The 20,700-nt window shown below is 55.6% G+C and carries 16 protein-coding genes; 3 read left to right on the top strand and 13 right to left on the bottom strand.

Features of this window, described 5'->3' with window-relative positions; genetic code table 11:
• Positions 1 to 19 precede the first annotated feature (19 nt).
• From GRX64_RS06830 to trhA, 3 genes are read right to left on the bottom strand one after another with little or no spacing between them, the layout of a single operon-like run.
• A complete protein-coding gene (locus tag GRX64_RS06830; RefSeq protein ID WP_235937551.1) occupies positions 20 to 3,724 on the bottom strand; it encodes a translocation/assembly module TamB domain-containing protein in 3,705 nt (1,234 codons plus the stop codon).
• Positions 3,721 to 5,469 carry an autotransporter assembly complex protein TamA gene (locus tag GRX64_RS06825; RefSeq protein ID WP_207308750.1) on the bottom strand — a complete coding sequence of 583 codons (1,749 nt, stop codon included), beginning with the start codon at positions 5,467 to 5,469 and terminating at the stop codon, positions 3,721 to 3,723. Before GRX64_RS06825 ends, GRX64_RS06830 begins: the two co-directional genes overlap by 4 nt.
• Positions 5,469 to 6,197: a PAQR family membrane homeostasis protein TrhA gene (trhA, locus tag GRX64_RS06820; RefSeq protein ID WP_235937550.1), complete on the bottom strand. Its 729-nt coding sequence runs from the start codon at positions 6,195 to 6,197 to the stop codon at positions 5,469 to 5,471. Before trhA ends, GRX64_RS06825 begins: the two co-directional genes overlap by 1 nt.
• 441 nt (positions 6,198 to 6,638) lie before the next feature.
• On the opposite strand from trhA, the gene GRX64_RS06815 reads away from it, so the two are divergent.
• Together GRX64_RS06815 and GRX64_RS06810 are read left to right on the top strand one after the other, a co-directional pair.
• A complete protein-coding gene (locus tag GRX64_RS06815; RefSeq protein ID WP_166265088.1) occupies positions 6,639 to 7,640 on the top strand; it encodes an ion transporter in 1,002 nt (333 codons plus the stop codon).
• Positions 7,641 to 7,743: 103 nt separating this feature from the next.
• Positions 7,744 to 9,219, top strand: a complete 1,476-nt coding sequence (locus GRX64_RS06810) for an amidase (RefSeq protein ID WP_166265085.1) — start codon at positions 7,744 to 7,746, stop codon at positions 9,217 to 9,219.
• A 176-nt stretch (positions 9,220 to 9,395) separates the two neighbouring features.
• Here GRX64_RS06810 and GRX64_RS06805 read toward each other — a convergent pair whose 3' ends face one another.
• Positions 9,396 to 9,614, bottom strand: a complete 219-nt coding sequence (locus GRX64_RS06805) for a SlyX family protein (RefSeq protein ID WP_166265082.1) — start codon at positions 9,612 to 9,614, stop codon at positions 9,396 to 9,398.
• 351 nt (positions 9,615 to 9,965) lie between these two features.
• Here GRX64_RS06805 and GRX64_RS19700 point away from each other — a divergent pair, with 351 nt between their 5' ends.
• Positions 9,966 to 10,535, top strand: a complete 570-nt coding sequence (locus GRX64_RS19700; protein WP_166265079.1) for a cold-shock protein — start codon at positions 9,966 to 9,968, stop codon at positions 10,533 to 10,535.
• A 101-nt stretch (positions 10,536 to 10,636) separates the two neighbouring features.
• On the opposite strand, the gene GRX64_RS06795 is transcribed toward GRX64_RS19700, so the two are convergent.
• From GRX64_RS06795 to GRX64_RS06755, 9 genes are all read right to left on the bottom strand, one after another.
• Positions 10,637 to 11,014: a hypothetical protein gene (locus tag GRX64_RS06795; protein WP_166265076.1), complete on the bottom strand. Its 378-nt coding sequence runs from the start codon at positions 11,012 to 11,014 to the stop codon at positions 10,637 to 10,639.
• A 204-nt stretch (positions 11,015 to 11,218) separates the two neighbouring features.
• Entirely contained in the window at positions 11,219 to 12,649 is a 1,431-nt protein-coding gene (locus tag GRX64_RS06790; protein ID WP_166265073.1) for a P-loop NTPase family protein, read from the bottom strand.
• Positions 12,650 to 12,714: 65 nt separating this feature from the next.
• Entirely contained in the window at positions 12,715 to 14,121 is a 1,407-nt protein-coding gene (locus tag GRX64_RS06785) for a mannose-1-phosphate guanylyltransferase/mannose-6-phosphate isomerase (RefSeq protein WP_166265070.1), read from the bottom strand.
• 485 nt (positions 14,122 to 14,606) lie between these two features.
• Positions 14,607 to 14,972 carry a histone-like nucleoid-structuring protein, MvaT/MvaU family gene (locus GRX64_RS06780; RefSeq protein ID WP_166265067.1) on the bottom strand — a complete coding sequence of 122 codons (366 nt, stop codon included), beginning with the start codon at positions 14,970 to 14,972 and terminating at the stop codon, positions 14,607 to 14,609.
• Positions 14,973 to 15,204: 232 nt separating this feature from the next.
• Positions 15,205 to 16,467, bottom strand: coding sequence for a Vi polysaccharide biosynthesis UDP-N-acetylglucosamine C-6 dehydrogenase TviB (gene tviB, locus GRX64_RS06775; RefSeq protein WP_166265064.1), 1,263 nt, complete (start codon positions 16,465 to 16,467; stop codon positions 15,205 to 15,207).
• A 216-nt stretch (positions 16,468 to 16,683) separates the two neighbouring features.
• Entirely contained in the window at positions 16,684 to 18,633 is a 1,950-nt protein-coding gene (locus GRX64_RS06770; protein ID WP_166265061.1) for a polysaccharide biosynthesis protein, read from the bottom strand.
• 238 nt (positions 18,634 to 18,871) lie between these two features.
• Positions 18,872 to 19,429 carry a sugar transferase gene (locus GRX64_RS06765; RefSeq protein WP_166265058.1) on the bottom strand — a complete coding sequence of 186 codons (558 nt, stop codon included), beginning with the start codon at positions 19,427 to 19,429 and terminating at the stop codon, positions 18,872 to 18,874.
• A gap of 1 nt (position 19,430) precedes the next feature.
• Positions 19,431 to 20,390 (bottom strand): UDP-glucose 4-epimerase family protein, encoded by a 960-nt coding sequence (locus GRX64_RS06760; RefSeq protein ID WP_166265988.1) that lies wholly within the window; start codon positions 20,388 to 20,390, stop codon positions 19,431 to 19,433.
• 5 nt (positions 20,391 to 20,395) lie between these two features.
• Positions 20,396 to 20,700: UDP-N-acetylglucosamine 2-epimerase (locus tag GRX64_RS06755; RefSeq protein WP_207308748.1), on the bottom strand; the 305-nt coding region annotated here is incomplete at its 5' end.

Genomic DNA, 20,700 nt, shown 5'->3' with positions numbered 1-20,700 from the left:
CAATGGACGGAGCGGCGATTTAGAAGTCCCGGGTATAGAACAGATCCAGTGAGGCTGCCAGGCCACTGGCGGCCTCCAGATAAAAGTACTGACCCAGATCGTAACGCAGCGCAACCTTGGTAATGGGCTCAAATACGCCCACGCCATAACGCACACTCAAATCTTTTGTCAGGTAGCCGCTGGCCACAACGGACGAGCTGTCTCCCGACCCCTCGGCTTCCAGCGCGAAATTCTTGATCCCAACCTGCTCCCCAAGCCCACGTGTCAAATCGCTCGTTTGTGCCAGCCCTATGGCCAGTGCCGCCTGACCTAACTGACCCTGCTCGCCGCTGTTTCGAAGTGGTCGACCAAAAACCAGATACGCCAATGCCTCACTCTGGGGCAGTGAGGGCTCAGAGAACACTTCCGAGGCCGGCTCTGACACCGGTCCACTCAGCCGAATCCCGGCCGTCACACCGTTGACCTTTCTAATCGCTTCAATATCCAGATAAGGCTCAGAAATCGGCCCCACGAACACCAGCCTGGCACGTCTCAGGTCAAGCTTCTGACCATAGACCTCATAATTACCTTCATTCAGTTGCAGAGCTCCCCGGGTATCGAGGCCATCGCCAATACGCAAGGAACCGGCAAGATCGCCGGTTACCCCGAACCCCTCGAAGCTGACCCGGTCTTTACCCACGTTAACCGTGACATCCATGACCAGAGACTCCAGACCGGACTCCTCGGCTTCCTGGCCAACAATAACCTCGTCATCCGACACCGACACCGCCTGTTCCGGTAACGACCGAACCTCAATCTCGCCGCGTGGAATATCCACCTGGCCTGCGATCCTCAGTGATCCCGACTTGAACGACACAGCAATATCAGGCTTGAGTTCCAACCTGGCGTAAGGCTCGTAGCTGAAAGGCAGCCGGTCGCCTTTGATGTTCAGGTCAACCGACGGCGAACCCGACCACGCCAGGCGGCCATCGAGTGAGCCCTTGCTGCGCTCGTTACTCCGCCAATGCCCAAGGATATCCGCCTCGCGTCCTTTTAGCTCGAGACTCAGAACAATGTCCTCCAGTGGCAGCGGTAGTGACGGATCCCGAACAAGCCCTCCACTCAGCGCGATCTCACCAAACACCTCAGGCGACATCAGTGGCCCGTTAAAGGTGCCCTGACCGCTCACTTCACCCGCGATTTGTTCCAGGTCGACAAACAGACTCGCCAGGGCAACGTCCAGGCCGTCAAGTTCAAACCGGCCGTCCACCGGTCGATCAGCCGTGTCGGGATCGATTGTCATCTCTACGGAAAAGTTGCCCAAGCCGGGCCCGGCCAGCGCCAACGCCAGCTCTGCCTCATCCGGCGTCAATCCGACATTCAAGCGTAGCGTGTCATAAGGCAATGACTGCCAACTTTCCCGGGCCTTGAACTGCACCTCACCGGGCCCTGCATCCAGCTCAATACGCCCACTCGGCCCAGCTTCCGACATAACAAGCTCGAAGCTACCATTGATCCTGGCCTGCCAACGAACGCTTTCCGGCAGGTAAGGCGCCAGGACGGAGGTCGGAATATTATTCACCCGGTAGTGAAGGTCGGGGCGAGGCAACAACACCTGGTCATCCGCGCACAGGGAGCTCGACTGCCACTCAAAGCAGTGCTGACCCAGAAAAAGCTCACCGGACGGCTGGTATCGAAGTTCCGCGGGCGCTTTTAAAACCCACGACTGATCCTGTTTCGGGAGGTTCAAACGGGCCGCCGCCAACACGCCACGCCACCCCGAGTCCCAGCCCCCGGCAAAACGCAAACTGGTCGAACCGTCGGTGTGGGTGGCGGCCACCGTCAGCGTATGGTTCGCCATCGTACCTCCGATCCCGAGGGTCAGTTGGGACACGGTTTGTCCGCCTGCCTCGATACCGGACGCCTTGACGCTGGCATCGACATTACGTTCCTCACCCAGGGTTCCGGCCATCGACAACGATGCCACCTGGACGGTTTTTTGCCACCTGACATCAGACCCGCTGAGTTCAACCCGTGCCGTCGGCGTCTCCAGTTGCCCCGAGGCATCGACGGTGCCTTTTAATTGCCCCTCTAGCCCAGGCAGAAAAGCACTTAGGTCCGGCAAATCCAGCGTGAGCATGGCGGTCAGTGTGTCCGCCCACTGGCCCGACCCCTGGACGGTATTATCGCCAACCATCAGTTCAAGGTTATGCACCCGCCAGTGACCGGGGGCGACCGCCACATCCGCAATGACCCGAGTCTCGTTAGACTGCCAACTGCCAGCCAGGTCTACTGTCGCCGACGCCTCCGGGGTGGCCTCATCCGTCAACGTGCCCGCGCTGGTGACGGACCCGGTTAAACTGGCCTCCAACGCAGGCATCCAATAGCCTGGATTGAGCTGATCGAGCACCAGTTGAGCGTCCCAGGACAGCGGCCCGGCAAACGCCAGCCTGGCGTCTCCCTTGATGCCCCCGGCGCCCGTCTCGACACGCAGATTGCTGATGTTCACTTGCGCCAGATCGCCTTTCACCTCGGCGCCCAACGCGGTGTCACCCAATGGCCCCTGGAGCCCTGCCTCCAGGCTGGCCTCATAACGACCATCATTGTAGTGCGCTTTGCCCCGCAGCCGCGTCAGTGTCACCGGCAACGGCTCTGTGCCCGGCAGCAAGTCATACCAGGGGAACCGGCGCAATCGAAAATCAAGCTCCGCGTCCAACGCCTGGGACCAGTCGACCACCCCCGACAACGCCACTTCACTGGGCCCCTCGGTCTGCTGATACGGGGCCGCCAACGTTAATCTGAGGTCTTTTGCCTGCTGGGTGGTGACGATACCCGTCAGAGCCAATTCAATTGGACCTCGAGCGCCCGGGAGCTGGGCCTGGGTATCAACATTAAATCCGCCAGCCAGGCTGCCCTTCAGGCCCAGGGTCCAATGGTTGAGCGTCAGTGTGGCGGGCAGTGTGTCCAGGGCCTGAAACTGATCGCTCTTGAGATTCAGGCGTGCAGGCAACGCCGGATCGAGCGGTGACGCCTGCCCGTCGACCTCAGCGTTCAGGTAGCCCTCGGTCCGGCCATGGACTCGCAGGTCGTTGACACTCCCGGACAGCTCAAGGTCCACCTGCAGGGCATCGCCCGACGGTGGTGGTAATTGGGCACTGACATCCAGCGCCAGTGGCCAGTCTCCACGTGTCGTAATGTAGCCCGAGGCCGACACCGTGATCGCTTCACGTTTGAAGTACAGCGACTGAATGTTCAGGTCGGTGCCCGCACCCTGCGCCTCAAGCGTGACGGTGTCCCAGACCGGGGTTTTATTCAGCGTAAAGGGGCCCAAACGAACGTTGGCAATATCCAGGTCCAGCGGCAACGTCAACGCCGGCAAGGACACCGGAGAGGGCTCTTTGGCCTCCGTGCCCGGCTGCACAACCACATCAAGTCGGTCGGTCTGCAAAGATTCAAGACAAAAGGTGGCCTGGAAGAGACACACTGGCGACCAGTCCAGATAAGGCGATGCCACCTCGACGCCCACGCCGTAGCCATTCCATTTGAGCGTCTCCGCCTGCCAGATGCCGAGCAAGGTACCCTGACCGTTCTCAACTTCCAGCCCAGGCACCTGATCGATCACCCAGGCCGTTCCGGCGTCCGTTCTCAGCGTCAGTACCACAGCCACAACCAGTAACACCGGCACCAGAATCACCAGCGCCAGCCCGGCCAACAACCAGCGACGGAGTTTGCGTGACCGGCTCACAATTCAGGCCCCATGGAAAAATGCAGCCGCCAGCCACCGCCGAATTCGGGGTCCAGCCCCTTGGCAATGTCCAGGCGCAGCGGGCCAACGGGGCTCACCCAGCGCACGCCAACCCCCACGCCCGTTGCCAGTGGGTCAAACAGATCATTCACCGCATTGCCCTCGTCCACAAAGGCCGCTAGCCGCCATGTCTGTGACAACGAATACTGATATTCGATCCCCGCGGCCAGAAGGTAACGGCCACCCACCGTGTCGCCGTTGTCGTCTTCCGGTGACAGGGTTTCGTAACCGTAGCCGCGCACACTTTGGTCACCGCCAGCAAAAAACCGCAGCGATGGCGGCACATCGGAAAACTGGTTGGTGGCAATACCGCCGACCTGAACACGGCCCAGAAAACGGTGGTCGTCACCCAAGGTAATCAGGCCCCGCGCAAGACCGACGACATGCAGAATGTCGGCATCGGACAAGGCAGATCGGTGAGCCCCGGAGACATCAAGCTGCAGCCGATAGCCGCGAGTGGGGTCCAGGGGTGAATCCGCACTCAACTTGGAATACCCAATGCCCGGTAACAGCAGGCGACTGGTTTCGGAGTCCTGTTGGCCGAGTTGATAACGCTCAGCCTCCCATCGCAGTGAGAGCAGCCGTTGCCAACCATTATCCAATGCGTGCTGCCACTGCTGGCCCAACGTTAATCGCTCAGATTCCACGTCCTCAATGTCTTCATGCTGGTAGCCAGCGGTGAAACGAATGGAGTCGGACATCGGTGGGTCCAGGGGCAATTCATACCAGGCGCTGAGGCTCTGCCGCGGCGCTGACAATTCCGTTTCTGCGCCGCGACGATGCCCCATGGGGTTGACCCAATGCTCTGTCCAGGTGCCCCGAAAGCGAGGCCCGACATCGGTGGAAAACCCGATGCCCGCGGCCACCGAGCGTGGGTCACGGCGGGTCAGCCGCACCTCCACGGGAATGGTGTTGCCACGGGCGTCATCCGGCCCCGCGTCGATAAACACCTGCGAAAAATAGCCACTGTTGGACAGGTCGCCATTCAGCCGGGCGAGTTTGTCTGCGTGGTACAGACTGCCTGGCTCAAAAGTGACAAACCGGTGCAATAATTCGTCCTCAAAGCCATGACCTTCCCGGAAGCTGACGTCACCCAGACGAAAACGCTCGCCACTTTGGTAAATCAGCTCAATGTTTGCCGTGCCCGCGTCGGGATCGACTTCCAGACGACGGGCGGTAAACTCGCCATCAAAATACCCCAGGCGCAGCGCCCGATTACTGATGGTTTGCCGCACGCTGTTGTAGTCCCCATGATTGAGAACCTCCCCCACCGCCAATCGCTGGTATGGCACGGTGCCGAATTCGGCGTCGTCGGCGGCGGGGCCACGTATCTCGATCACCCGGGACTCAATGCGCACCGGCTCGCCCGGCTCAACCGTCAGTTCAAGACGCGGCATGTCCTCTGCTATCACACGCCACTGAATCTGTGGACGATAGTAGCCCAGGGCCCTCAGTGCCTGTTTGATCTGGTCGGTTGCCGTACTGGCATAACGCCGAAGGCTATCGGCACTGCGGCCTTCCACGGTGCCAATAAACGCTTCAGCGTTTTGTTGCAGGGCGGGATAGTCCCCCTGCACACGCACGCTCACCTGACCCCAGCCCGCTAGCGGAAGCAGGAGCAGGAGCCACAGCGCACCGCATAACCAGCGGCGCACGCGAGCGGTTGAGAAGAACCAGATTGCCATCAGGATAAGTGACCGTTCAGGACTCCGTGATAAATAGCGAAAAAGTGACAAGCACTGCCACCCATCACGAAGACATGCCAGATGGCGTGATTGAAAGGAATTCTCTCCACCAGATAAAACACAATACCCAGTGTATAGGTTATACCGCCAGCAACCACCAACCCGACGCCCAGCGTATTAACGCTGTCGAGCAAGTCGCCGAAAGCAAATACGATCAACCAGCCCATGGACAGGTAGATCACCATCTGGACTATTTGGAATCGGTGTCCGAACACCAGCTTTAAGGTAATCCCGGCCAAAGCCAACCCCCAAACAACACCAAACAGAATCCAGCCCGTTGGTCCGCGCATGTTGACGAGCAAAAATGGTGTATAGGTGCCTGCAATCAATACAAAAATTGCACAATGGTCGAGCATCTTGAACAGCCGCCGAACGCCCGGCCGACGTGCGGAATGATAAAAAGTGGAGGCCATGAACAGCAGCGTCAAACTCGCCCCGTAGATGCTCAGGCCGGTTATCTTCCAGATGTCCTGACTGGGCGCCGCCAATGCCACCAGTGCCACCATACCGACGATGCTAAAGACCGCCGCCAGCCCATGGGTTACCTGATTTATCCATTCTTCTGCCCTGGAATACTCGCCGTCAACGCAGGCAGAGGATGGGGCCAACCCTGATTCTGACACTCGCGATCTCCAAGATTGATAAAGCCACGGCCAGTAATCCGGCACCGTCACACCCTGTGAGTTTACCCGTCCGGGGTCAAGTTAATCCATGGCAAACTGCCCCCTCCCGCTGACACCTTCGCCCAACGAAACAGTGATTTATGGCATTGGTTTTCGTCCTTCATGGCAGCATGATCAATGCCTGCCCCGGAAGAGGTACCCGAATACCACGGTGGTCGCCCAGCCAAGCCAGATGCCCTGAACCCGGTAATACCCCGGATGAAATCACTGGCCGGCATTGCCTCCGTCGTTGGGCAAGTCGTCGCCAGCGTTTAAATAAGCTAGTCTAGTGCGTTGAAACGTATACGGCTTAGCCGAAATCCTCGCTGGTGTCTGACCCGGTTAATTCATTAACCTATTGAGCCACTGAGGGCGTAACACCACAGGCCTCCACGTCGCGCAGTACGTCGCGCAGTCGATCAACGAGTCAACCGGACGAGACGCTAGATGTTTACGATTAACCGACAGAACCTCAAATCCAGTCACCAGCTCATCTGGTTCATTGTCGATTTCGTGATGCTCGGGCTGTTGATCATCAATATCGCGTTTATCATTTTCGATTCGCTTTACAGCTTTGAAGGCGTTCAGGACTTGCTGGCAGCCTATACGCCGTCGGTTCAACAGTTTTACCAACCCATTCATCGCAATTTCATTTTTTACGATCTGATTTTCGTTGCGGTTTTCCTGACCGAATTTTTCGTACGCTGGGCGTATGCTCTGAAAACAAAACTCTACGCTCGCTGGTACTTCTATCCCTTCATACACTGGTACGACCTGATTGGTTGCATTCCCGTCGGCTCCCTGCGGTTTTTGCGTATCCTTCGGGTATTTTCAATTATCTACCGGTTGCAGCAATACAAGATCATCGACCTCACCAATACGCGGGTCTACCAGTTCTTCAACTTTTACTATGAAGCCTTCATGGAAGAGTTGTCCGACCGTATCGTCATCAAAGTGCTATCGGGTGCCCAGAACGAGATTAATCAAGGCTCGCCGCTGTTTGACCGGATTCAAAACGACATACTGTTTCCAAGGCGCGAGATGATTTCCGACTGGATATCGGCGCGCGTTGCCCAGGCGGCGGAAGAAGGCTATGTCCCGAATCGGGGAGCCCTGCGCATTTACCTTGAAGGGCGCGTTGACAATGCACTGCAGCAGAATGTCGAGCTGTCACGGCTACGATTCTTACCCGTCGTCGGTCCCACCATTCAGGAGACGCTGGAAGAAGCAGTCGGAGATATCGTGGCTACCGTCATTCACCAGATTCTGGACGATCTGGCCTCCACGCGGAACCACGCGTTCATTGAAGACATCGTGAACGTCTTCCTTCCCACACCCCTCGAAGACGGCACGGAAGTAGAAAACAAGGAACTGGTCAAGCTTCTGGATGAAATAATCGAAGCAATAAAAAAACAGGTCAGGGTCAAGCACTGGCGGCAAGAGCTTTAGCTTTTGCACCCATTAAAGCATCCGCTTTACATTGTCAGAGGGGTTCGCTTAAATGCCGATCATTCTTTGATTTGTGATTCCGGACCCGCACAGAGGCAACACCATGCTTCCACTTTATTATCGACCCGCGCACCAGCTGGTAGACGAGTTACACGCCGGCACCCTCTCCAGCGTTGAGCTGACACACGCATTCCTCGATCGGATTAACGCCCACAACAAGGCGATCAATGCCGTTGTCACGCTGACACCCGATGCCGCCCTGGCGCAGGCAGGTCAGGCCGACGAGCGCCGGCAAGCCGGCGACATCCTGGGCCCATTGCATGGCCTGCCCCTGACCGTAAAGGACACCTGGGAGGTAGCCGGCATGAAGTGCACCGCCGGTGCACCGGCATTGAAAGATTATGTTCCCCGGCGCCACGCCGACGTTGTCCAGCGCATGGCGGACGCGGGCGCCATCGTGTTCGGCAAGACCAACGTGCCGATTTACGCCACCGACATTCAGAGTTACAACAAGTTATTTGGCGTCACCAACAACCCCTATCATCCGGGTCATACTCCGGGGGGCTCGTCAGGCGGGGCGGCAGCGGCGCTCGCATCCGGCTTCACCGCTCTGGAAGTTGGCAGTGATTTGGCCGGCTCCATTCGTACGCCCGCGCACTTTTGTGGTGTTTTTGGTCACAAACCCAGCCGCCGGTTAGTGTCCTTCCGTGGTCATATCCCGGGCCCGCCCGGCACCGAAACACAACCAGACCTGGCGGAAGGCGGCCCCATTGCCCGCAACGCCAAAGACCTGGAACTGTTGCTTAAGGTTATCGCGGGGCCACGCAAACCGGACGGTCGCCTGTGGCGCCTTGATATGGAACCGGCCAGGCTGGAACGGCTCGACCAGGCGCGGGTGGCTCACTGGCTGCAGGACCCCCTGTGCCCTATTGACCAGACACTCAGCGACGGTTATCAAAACCTTACCGCCGCCCTTGAGCAACAAGGCGCCCTGGTTGCCAAGGCACGTCACGAATTGCTGGACCTGAGTCACATCATGCCGGTCTATTTCAATTTGCTCGGCAGCCTGCTCAGCACATCGCTGACGCCAAAACAACGACGCCAGATGCGCTGGGTCGCCCGACTGGAACCACTCTTAAAATACTTCGGCCCGGTGACCGCAGGACTGGGCGACTATGGTCGCGGCGTGAATCAACCCATCCACGAATGGTTAAGCTGGCAGGAAACCCGCGAAAAAATGCGCGTCAGCATTGAGAGCCTGTTTGAGGAGTTTGATGTCTTACTGACACCCATAACGCCAACCGCGGCCATCCCTCACGATCACAGCCATCCCCCCTTCAAACGCCGTATACAGGTAAATGGCAGCCCACGCGCCTACCTGGATCAGTTCTGCTGGATTGCCCTGGCGACACTGCTTGGTCTGCCGGCAACCTCGGTCCCCGTCGGTCGGACACCAGCGGGTTTGCCATACAGTATTCAGGTAATCGGTGCCCCCGGGACAGATCTCACCACGTTGAGATTCGCCCAATTACTGGAAGACAATGGACTGGCAGGATTCAAACCGCCGGCCGGATTCTGACGTCGGATCGCCTGAAACCGTGCTAACAGGCAAATCGTGGCGAAAGCCGTCCCCGTATTTTGAAACGGTACGGTTTGCTCACGTCAAAGCGGATGACGGGGGCGCCGCCTGCTTCTTGCCTCGTACTCATCCCATGGCTTAGCAGGACTTAGTCCGACTTTAAGACTTTTTACGTCTCAATAGTGCGGCGGGGGCGCTTCGTCGGCGTCACTTCTGATGTTCGATGGGGACACTTCGGACAACTGCTTTTTCAAATGCTGCTTCGCTTCCCATAATTTGCGGATGTCCAGTTCCTGCTGTGCCACTTGCTCGTTCAGGGCACTGATCATGTCGTCCTGGAATGCCAATCGCGTTTCCAGTTCGTCAAGCCGTGCTTCAATGGTTTGGTTCGTCATCGTTGTCTATCTACCGTTTGGCGAAATCGAGCATTGTGCTAAGGCCACTTAACAACAGGAATGTTGTATGGACTCCAGCCTGAAGACAAGCCATATGCATTATTTGTGTCCTACTTTGGCACCAATAGGCGGTTAAATACTCACCAATGGCGACATTGCACGTCGGTTCCTTAGTCAGTGTTAATGGTTATCTGATATGATGCCGCTTTTGCACCGTCGGACCAGATGCCTATGGGGTCTTGACGACGGTTTTCATCGACTGCGCATCCTGAAGGTCATATTTGATTAACCAAGTTTACCTGATGCGCAGTTTTTATTGTTATTTGTTGAATAATGGAGAGTATCCCGTCAATGCGTAATCCAGCTAAAGCGATCTTTTTAGCCATCCTGATCGCCATTCCATCACCATTTATACTTGCTTTTGCTCTACTGACCTTCACCCCGGAAGTCTTTCAGATTTTATCCCAGTCTGGCTCCAGTGAATTGGCCAGCAATGCACCATTTGTTCTGGGCAGCGCGCAGGGCATCTCTGCGTACATCATCGCATTTGTTTTGTTTGGCCTGGCAGGCTTTTTCACGGTGGCATTTGCTCAACGTCAACCGAACCGCCGCAGCGAACCGCGTCGTCATACAAACAATCAGGCGAACAATTATTCAAACGATCATTACGATGATGATGACGATGACGGCATGGACGACTCAGGCCCGGAAGGCGATGAGGAAGGCACCGTCAAGTGGTTTAACGTCAAGAAAGGTTTTGGTTTCATTGTCCGTGACAGTGGAGACGAGGTCTTTGTTCACTTCCGCGCCATTCGTGGCCGTGGTCGTCGGGTCCTGCGTCAGGGACAGCTGGTACGCTTCACGGTTGTTGAGGCGGATAAAGGGCTCCAGGCAGACAACGTGTCTATCCTGAGCGACTAAGCTTCGCCCGTGTTTAGCGCCTGCAATCGGCAGGCGCTAAACCTCGCTTGCCCTGCCTAAGCGCTAACCCCTGTTTTTTTTCAAACCACGCTTTAACCGCCTCAGTTCCACACAACCAATTGCTCGCCGCGATCATCCAGCCGCCACCACTTTTCGTCTGCCACCGGTTCACCTTCTTTCCAGTCTCCCGGACTGCACCTGATTTCGGTGTCCAATGCTCGCCAGCCACTGCGGGCAAAATCAAGATCGGACACCCAAGGCAACTCCTCACCCTCGATAATCAGACAGGCATAGCGCTTACCGAATGCCTCAGGGTATACACTGATCCGAACGTTGGCGTCATGATATTGGCCCACGCCAATGATGGCTTTGTCGATGGCAGTCGCGTCCGCCAGCGTCAATGCACTCAAGTGATTTTTAAGCCAGCCAGAAACTTGTCCCGGCTTGATATCACGTATATAGATTTCCAAATCGCGCACCCACATCTCCTCCCGTCAAAGTCGGCAGCGCTCATAGTGACTGCGCCAAGCCACGGTCGCAAGCACATCGGACATTATGCGCCCGATGTGCCGGCCATCCGGTAATGGCCAAGCACCTAACACCTAACACCTAACACCCCGCACCCAGCACCCAACACCCAACACCCAACACCAAACACCCAACACCAAACAACATAGGGAGGATCACGGCCCAAGAGGCCAATCCTGGCCTGCGTCACCCAGGGCGCATTCCCGATAGGGTTTAGCCGGCTCTGACGCCGGAATTCCCTGACCATCGGGCCAGTGTTCAAGCTCCGCCTTGACCTGGGCCAGGGTCACCTGGCGGGCGACCTTGCTTTGCAGCGCCTTACTCCAGGAATCCTGCTGAGCATCCAGCTCAGCAGACAGTGCGTCGATTGCCCGCTCCAACTCGGCAACCGGCTGGTGACGGGCAATGGCGACCAGTAGTTGCCTGCGGAGCGTTTGTTGCTCCCCCGTGAGGCGACGAAGTTCCGTCGGCCCCTGCTGTGCCCACAACGCCATCCTCGCCGCTGCCCGCGACACCCACTCAATAGCCACCCCGGGTGTCATGCCCCTTAAACAGGCATGGGAGCTCACGTAGCCCAGAACACCCCCATTGATTTCAACGCCCCATTGACGCTCAATCACCGGTTGGTGGGCCGTGACGATCGCCAGCATTTGCGAAGAGCTTACCAACGGCATACCGATTGGAAGCAGCCTGCGACCCAGCCGGCACTCAAGATTGACCACAGCCTCTGGCTCCACCGCCGCGCTTAGCATCAGAATTGGTCCCTCGTGGCCGGGCACCAAGTGAGCGGCCACGCTCGCACCATCCAACAGCAATACTCCCAGGTCCGCTGGTGAGACATTGTCGAGCACCAACAGCGGAGGGTCGCAGCGGCCATTCTCAGCGTGCGGCATCACGGATTCAACGGAAGCCATGATTTCCGTTTCCCGCCGCAGGTCCAGCATTAAATAGCGGCGGTTCAGTGAAGCGCCCAACGCTTTCAGCCACGTGGTTTTGCCGCTGCCGGACGGCCCCTGCAACCACACGACGGCCTTGGGTTGGGCTGACACCAGGACCGACACGTCCTCAGCCAATTGCAGCCACGCAGGATCCGAAATGATCGAGGGCTGGGTGTCGACCGAGCGGGAAGCACCCCGGTCTCGCCCCATGGTCTCATCCGATGGCCAGTGCTCTACCTGCTCCAACACGGCGACATACGCCTTGCCGGACAAGCGCTCCGACTGGCGCACCAGGGCGCTCAAGAGCCGTGGCCAATCAAGCCACGCAGTCTCTGACGCTTCATGAGCGGTGGCGAGCCAATACTGGAGCTGGGACGACAGCATGCCGTCGCCACTGATTGCGGTCACGATCGGCTGCTCACACTGGATGGTGCGTGTGAGCTCATCCATATCGATGCCGCGCCGTCGCAGGAACGCAGTAATGGAAGGAACGCTGTCCATCAGGGCCAGCAGATAGTCCTCAACGGTGATGGCAAGACCACCCCGGTCCAGGACATTGTTTCGTGCGTGTTGCAGCGCGGTTTGGCAAAGCGGGCTGAGGCATTCCTGCCAGTCGTCCATGACATCTCCCTGTCGGTGTTTTAGCATTTGGACCACCGTCCTGGTGGCCCATTTGGATTTTCTCGAATCCTCCGGTCAGACCCGGTTATCGGTCAGACCCGGTTATAAGTGTCCTCAAACCGGACAATGTCATCTTCGCCCAGGTAACTGCCAGTCTGAACTTCAATCAGCTCCAGCGGTATCACCCCGGGGTTGGCCAGTCGGTGTTTGATGCCAAGTGGAATGTACGTGGACTGATCTTCCGTCAGCAGTATCTGCTCCTCACCGCGAATCACGGTGGCGGTACCCTTGACCACAACCCAGTGCTCGGCACGGTGGTGGTGTTTCTGCAGTGACAGGGTGGCACCGGGGTTGACGGTAATGCGCTTGACCTGAAAGCGGGCCCCCATGGCAATGCCTTCGTAAGTGCCCCAGGGACGATGGACCTTCTTGTGAAAACGATGCTCCTGACGATTTTGCGCCTTCACCTGGGCCACCAGTTTTTTCACATCCTGAACCCGGGCGCGATCGGCCACCAACACGACATCGTCGGTTTCGACGATCACGTGATCGCTGACACCCAAGGCCGCGATTAAACGGCCCTCAGAGTGAATATAGGAGCCGGTAACGTCTTCAGTAATCACATCACCACGACACACATTGTCGTGCTCATCGTGGGGCTGTATTTCCCACAACGCCGACCACGAGCCCACGTCGCTCCAGCCTGCATCCAGCGGCACAACCACCGCATCCTGAGTCTTCTCCATCACCGCATAGTCGATGGAGTCATCCGGGCACGCCTGGAACGCTTCGCGCCCGACCCGAACGAAATCCAGGTCAGCCTGCTTTTCGCTGTACGCCTGCTGGCACGCCTTCAGCATTTCGGGCTGGTGTTTTTGCAGCTCTTCAAGGTACCGGTCGGCCCGGAACAAAAACATGCCACTGTTCCAGAAATACCCGCCCTCATTCAGATAGGATTCCGCGGTCGCCTGATCCGGCTTTTCCACAAACGCGGCGACATCGGAGTACCCCTCGTGGTCCTGGCCGGCACGGATGTACCCGTAACCGGTATGCGGTGAGTCCGGGATAATCCCGAAGGTCACCAGCTTGCCCGCCTCGGCCACCTGTGCGCCCAGCGCGACCGCCTTTCGGAACGCCGCCAGATCCTTCAATACATGATCAGAAGGCATAACCAATAGCAGCTCTGACGGTGTTTCCTCCGCCGCCGCTAACGCCGCCAACGCAATCGCCGGCGCAGTGTTGCGCCCCACCGGCTCAAGAATGATGCCCGCCGTACGCTCCGCGGCCTGCGTGTGCAAATGTGCCGCCACCACAAACCGGTGGTCCTCATTGGTGATCGCCATCACCCGAGCATTGTCCGCCAAGGCAAGCCCCCGGTTAATGGTCTCGGCCAACAAAGTCTCCTCCGACACCACCGGTAAAAACTGCTTTGGATACGCTTCACGGGACAACGGCCAAAGGCGAGTGCCAGAACCACCGGAAAGAATCACTGCGAGCATAGGACATTATCCCTGATAGATCTTTTGCGAAATGGTAACTGAAACCGACTGAGAATTCTTTCGTCAGACGTTGATTCCACGCTATTGCCGTATAAACAGACGCCCAACCCCCTCCAGGGTCAGGCGCAGTTGCAGGCGTGGCTTACGCCGCGACTCCAGGCCCCGGCGGTAATCTGTTTCTCGGTTAAAGCCACGCCCACAAAACCCGGCATCAGTCAGGGCAACGAGTTCCAAGCCCACCTGACTGTTCTGGCAACGGTCTATTCGAGCTATTCGCTATTCGGGCACCCACTGTTCGGGAATTCTGGCCAGTTCAAAACCAGGCGCCCCAAACAAAAATAGGAGCGGTTCCAGCCGCGACCCCGGACCCTGATGGTTTCCGAAAAATCGCGGCCGGAACCGCTCCTACACTGCGTATTCTCTGATGGGCCGGGGCGGTGTTTCTCAACCGGCCACGGCACTACTCATCTGACCAGCTGAACTGATCAGTCTTGCTGCCAGCTCTGCACCGTCTCTTTGCCGTACTGCTTGCGCCACTCATTCAGCGTCTTGTGGTTTCCACCACGGGTTTTGACGACTTCACCCGTGTTCGGGTTCTTATACGTCTTCATCGGGCGCTTGGGACGGCTACCCGCGCCCTCTACCTTTGCTCCGGCAACGGAAGGATCGATTGCGCCAAGAATTTGCAGCACATCCTTCGGCGACTTGTCGTATTCCTTCATCAAACTGCGCACTTTCTCTTCAAAAGCCAGTTCGTGCTTCAGTGCATTATCCTGCTCAAGTTGACGCAATTCTTCGGTGAGCTTTTCCATAAGCTGTTTTTTCTGATAGTAATCGTTGATCTTTGCCATGTACCTTGCCCTTAATCAATTCGAGTTTTTAAAACAATGAAAGTAGCAATCAGAAAATATTTAGCTTGGCTTTTGGAAAGTCAAGCTCAGCCCTACAATTGGCCGGATTGAATAATATACCAACCTGAATTTTATATCAATTAATGTGAAAGTATATATAGGGTAAAGTCGTACATAATAAAAAACGGAGCCTTTTGCTCCGCTTTTACAACCCATCAGACATTAACTTTATTTAAAGCCTCAAATCCGAAGAACCTTTTGGCAAGACACCTTTTAAATCGAAAAACACTCCTTTTTGTTTAAGTAAGCTACGGAAGTCCTCAGGCATCATCTCAACGTATTCCCGGTGCGGCACAGCCAGAACCAACGCATCAAACTCACCTTTTGCGGGATCATCCAAAAGCGTCAAACCATATTCGTGCATCGCTTCTTCATTACTGGCCCAACAATCGGCAACGTCCACACGACACCCGAATTCTGCCAACTCCCGAATCACGTCGACAACCCGCGTGTTGCGCAAATCAGGACAATTTTCTTTGAACGTCAGGCCCATGACCAGAACCCGGGCACCTGCAATGGTCTGTCCCGACTTAATCATTGCCTTAATCAACTCAGAGGCGGAATAGGCCCCCATATTGTCATTCACCCGTCGGCCCGCCAGTATCATCTCCGGATGGTAGCCCACGGCCTGTGCTTTATGGGTCAGGTAATAAGGGTCGACGCCAATACAGTGGCCGCCTACCAACCCCGGCTTGAAAGGCAGGAAGTTCCATTTTGTACCGGCCGCGGCCAGTACTTCGTGGGTATCAATGCCTAAACGCGTAAAGATCATCGACAGCTCATTCATCAACGCAATATTGACGTCCCGCTGAGTATTCTCAATGACTTTGGCAGCCTCAGCGACTTTAATGGAACTCGCCTTGTGTGTCCCCGCTATGATGATATCCGCATACAGTGCGTCCACTTCGTCAGCGATGGCCGGTGTGGAGCCGGAAGTCACCTTCTTGATATTGATAACCCGGTGTTCTTTATCGCCCGGGTTAATACGCTCGGGACTATACCCGGCATAAAAATCCCGATTGAACGTCAAACCCGATACTTTCTCCAGAATCGGCACACACACCTCTTCCGTCGCGCCCGGGTAAACAGTGGACTCATAAATCACGATATCACCGGCCTTCAAAACCGTCCCGATACTTTCACTGGCTTTGACCAACGGCGTCAGATCCGGAGTTTTAAACTCATCAATCGGCGTGGGAACGGTGACGATAAAAATCTGGCAGTCGCGAATACCCTCAAGCGAATCGGCAAACGAAAGCCCCTTGGACATTGCCAACTCTTCACCCGAGACTTCCCGCGTTAGATCCCGGCCTTGCTTCAGTTCGTTGATACGCTTTGTACTGATATCGAAGCCGATAACTTCGCGTTTCTCACCAAAAGCCGCCGCTAAAGGCAAGCCGACATAACCAAGGCCGATAATGGCGATTTTTTTCATATTTTATTCCCTGACAATGCTATTAAAAAATAATAATTTATCATGCACTTATATCACATTAGGAAACATATATTCCCATCTGGCCACACTGAACACGCAGTTTCCAGGACGAAAATAGGAAGGATTAATGTAAAGAACTAAACACCATGATAACTAATTGAATACGCGAAGCGAGGTGTTCCACTGACAATGAATGCCTGAAAAGACTCATCAGTTCTAAGAATTCAAGCGACGGATTTTCGCCTTCTCAGTGCCATCCTTCACCAGTTGCCAGCTTTCCTCTGCGCTGCGATTCCACACCAAATCGGCCATGTCACTGCTGGGCGTGTAACCTGTAGGCGCATTGCGCAACAGATCAACGACTTCAAGGCAATCAAAGTTATGGCTGGCGAGCATCAGTTTTTCCAACAGCAACTCGATTTCCGGCCAAACCATGGACACCTCTCGTGCCATCATGATTCGTGGGTGTGCGGTACCCTGTGGATTGTCTCCAATCAAAAGCTCTTCATACAACTTTTCACCCGGACGTAGCCCTGAGAAAATCAGTTCAATATCACCACCGGGCCGTTCATCGTTTTTTTCTGTCAGGCCCATTAGGTGAATCATCTTGCGAGCCAGCTCCGCAATTTTAACTGGCTCCCCCATGTTCAGTACAAACACATCACCACCCTCACCCATGCTGCCAGCCTGCAGAACCAGCTGGCTGGCCTCCGGTATGGTCATGAAGTAGCGGATGATGTCCGGGTGCGTCACCGTAATAGGTCCGCCATCCCGAATCTGATCGCGGAACAGCGGCACCACGGAGCCGGACGAGCCCAGCACATTACCAAACCGCACCATGGAGAACCGTGTCCCATCCTGGCGCTGGGCGAGCCCTTGCAGCACCAGTTCGGCCAAGCGTTTACTGGCGCCCATCACATTGGTAGGACGTACCGCTTTATCGGTGGATATCAGCACAAACCGCTCCACGCCCGCCGCAATGGCCGCCTCCGCCATGTGCCAGGTACCAAACACGTTATTTTGCACGCCCTCGATAATGTTCTGCTCTACCAGCGGCACATGCTTGTAGGCCGCCGCGTGATATACCATTTGAACGCCAAACGAACGGATAACCGTCTCACAACGGCGGCGATGGGTAACACTGCCCAACAAGGGGTGCAGTTCAACAGCCAACCCCTCGGCCCGATTGATCGAAATCAGCTCACGCTCGATGGCGTAGAGTGAGAACTCCGACTGCTCGAACAGCACCAGGGCCTTGGGATGATGCCGAATTATCTGCCGACATAGCTCGGAACCAATAGAGCCACCCGCGCCGGAGACCATCACCACCTTGCCGTGAAGACTGGCCGCCACCATGGCGTTATCTGGTCGCACCGGATCCCGGCCCAACAAGTCCTCCAGTTCCAGGTCACGAATATCATTAATGCGCGCCTGACCCGCGACCAGCTCAGAAATCGATGGCACAGTTTGCACCGGAATGGACAGCGGCTCGAGCCGCTTTAACAGATCACGGCGATCGACTCTAGAATCTGGTTCCAGGGCCAGCAACAGCCGACGCACACGAAACTTCAGCGCATTCTTTTCTATGTGCTCAATGCTGAAGACCGACACACCATTAATCAGAGACTTGTGATTGCTCCTGTCAAAAGTGACGAACATCACCGGATCGTATTCCGTGCCCTGGTTCAGGGCGGTCGCGAGTTGCCGACCCGTTGGACCCGCACCGATGATGGCCACAGCCTCTTTCGCACGATGGCGAGGATGATTCACCAGCATGCGAACACTCAACCGGGTACCACCCACGAAGATAAACGCCAATGCCGCGTAGATGATAGGTACTGACCGGGGTACCGGCACCTGCAAAAGATAACCGAGCACGATGAATATGGCACTGGAAGCGGCAACGCCATAAATGATTGTGAGGAAGGCTTTATCGCTTAAAAATCGAATAACCGCCCTATACAACCCCAGTCGCATAAAAATGGCGAGCGTAAAAACAACCGTTAGCGCCGACACCAACAGTTGCTGATAACTGGGCACCCAAAACTGCTGCTCCAGGCGAAGCGCAAACGCTGCCCAAAATGCAAAAAACAGGAAAAAACTGTCTGAAGCCAGAGAAATCAGACGCTTATAAATTCTTGGAAACCCGAGAAATTTTTGGAACATGATATCCTTTCACGCTAGAGAGCGAACACTGACGCACACTTCAGTAATGTATAAATTATTTTCAGACTAATGTAGAGACGCTCAAATAACACATTAGGTTTCGTTAAGGTTTGTTTCAATGACAGTCGATTTCAGCGGTAAAGTGCAGCACTTTGAGAATGGCTTCGGCGGTAACCGGCAATAATTTCGTACCCGAAAAGTCTAGGCAAAAACCTCGCTTATATTGCCGAAATACCACTTAATCGCGCCCAGGCACTCTGTCTCCCGAACCTTTGCCAGCAACGGTCATAAAAATGTACTTGAAATAAGCGCCTACAGAGAGGTTTTTCAACATTTTCTGATCGGTTTCAGCCAGCAAGCCCGGGGTAGACATATCAATATTATTTACCTGCGCCAACCCGGTAATACCCGGTCGGGCCTTTAGTACCTGTCGCTTTTCCCGCTCTGAAATTAACTCTTGTTGGTTAAAAAGACAGGGCCTAGGGCCCACCAGGCTCATTTCACCTTTTAATACATTCCATAACTGCGGAAGTTCGTCGAGTTTGGTGCGGCGCAGGAAGTGGCCAAATTTGGTGATGGATGCTGTATTCGCTAAGTGACTGGCTACTGAAGCTGTATTGACTTTCATAGTGCGAAACTTCACCAGAGTAAACGGCTTTTTTCCCCGCCCAACACGCTCTTGCATAAACAGTGGGGAGCCGGTATCAAATAGTCCCAGCAAATAAAGAACTACCAGTACCGGAAACCCGGCGATCAGCCCGATCAATGCAAACACCACATCTAACAAACGAATCACATTAATCATCCCGATCGATTTCAAAACAGCGTCTCAGCCCCTCGTCCACTGGTACCGGAGGCACCCAGCCCAACACCTCTCGGCTTTTGGCAATATCCACCTCTAAAGACCCCAATAACCGCTGCGCCATGGATTTCTTACCCAGTATTGCTGCCCCTAACTGCAGTAGCCCAGCCGGCACCGGTAACAGTCGTGAAGGCTTGCCCATGGCAGCGGCAACGCGCCGCAACAAATCCGACGTCGACAGGCTCTCACCGTCCGCTGCCAAAAATACCCGGTTAGCCGCTGAAGGATGATCCATGCAGGTAACAATCAGATCCACCAGATTATCCAGCGCAACCAACGAGCGCTTATTGTGAATGGCCCCAAAAGGAAGCGGAAGTCCTTTCGCTACCATGCGAGTCAGGCTGGCAAAATTGCCCTTTACTCGTTTCCCATACACCAGGACAGGCCGAATTATGACAACTTGCATGCCCGTGCTCTTCGACAGAGCCATCAGCCTCTCTTCAGCTTCGAGTTTCGAAATACCGTAAGGGTCCAGGGGCGCGGGCGTATCGTCCGCTGTAAACGGTTGACCGGGATTTGTTGTCTCACCATTTACTTTAATTGAGCTAATAAAGATAAATCGCTTTACCCCGAGATTTGCCGCCTGTGTTGCCAAGCTCAACGTCCCCTCGACATTAACCTCTCGGTACTCGGCCAACGGATCAAGTGCCTTGTCGGACATGACGTGAACTTTTGCAGCCGCGTGGATAACCAAGTCGCTGCCTGCCAAAGCCTCACCCCAGCTCCCCAAACTACCCAAACTACCCAACTCCGGAGCCTGGCACACCGCCCACGGTATTTCTCCACCGGGCATCGACCGGTATGCGCCTTTGACTCCGTATTTCTTATCCGTAAAGAGACGACAAAGAATTGCCTGCCCGACAAATCCGCTCGCCCCGGTGACCAGAACCTTTATGCCCGTCACTCTTTTCTCCAGACGGTACGGTTTACGTAATCTGTGTAACTGAGCACAATTCGAACCACCTGTAACGACACCTTTCCCCCTAAATAATCTGGCACAACGGAAATAACACGCCGCTCAGGGTCATACTGGCTGGTAACCACCTTAACAGACGACAAAACTGACTCTTTCTTCAGGCCGCTCATAATCAAGGTCCCCTCATCCATACCTTCAGGACGCTCATGAGCATTACGCAAAGTGATCGCAGGAATGTTTAATAACGAGGATTCCTCAGTGATCGTTCCACTATCTGACAAAACGCAAA

Source organism: Marinobacter caseinilyticus (assembly GCF_011074955.1).
In the GTDB taxonomy this organism is placed as follows: domain Bacteria; phylum Pseudomonadota; class Gammaproteobacteria; order Pseudomonadales; family Oleiphilaceae; genus Marinobacter; species Marinobacter caseinilyticus.
This window is presented reverse-complemented; position numbering and strand designations above follow the sequence as displayed.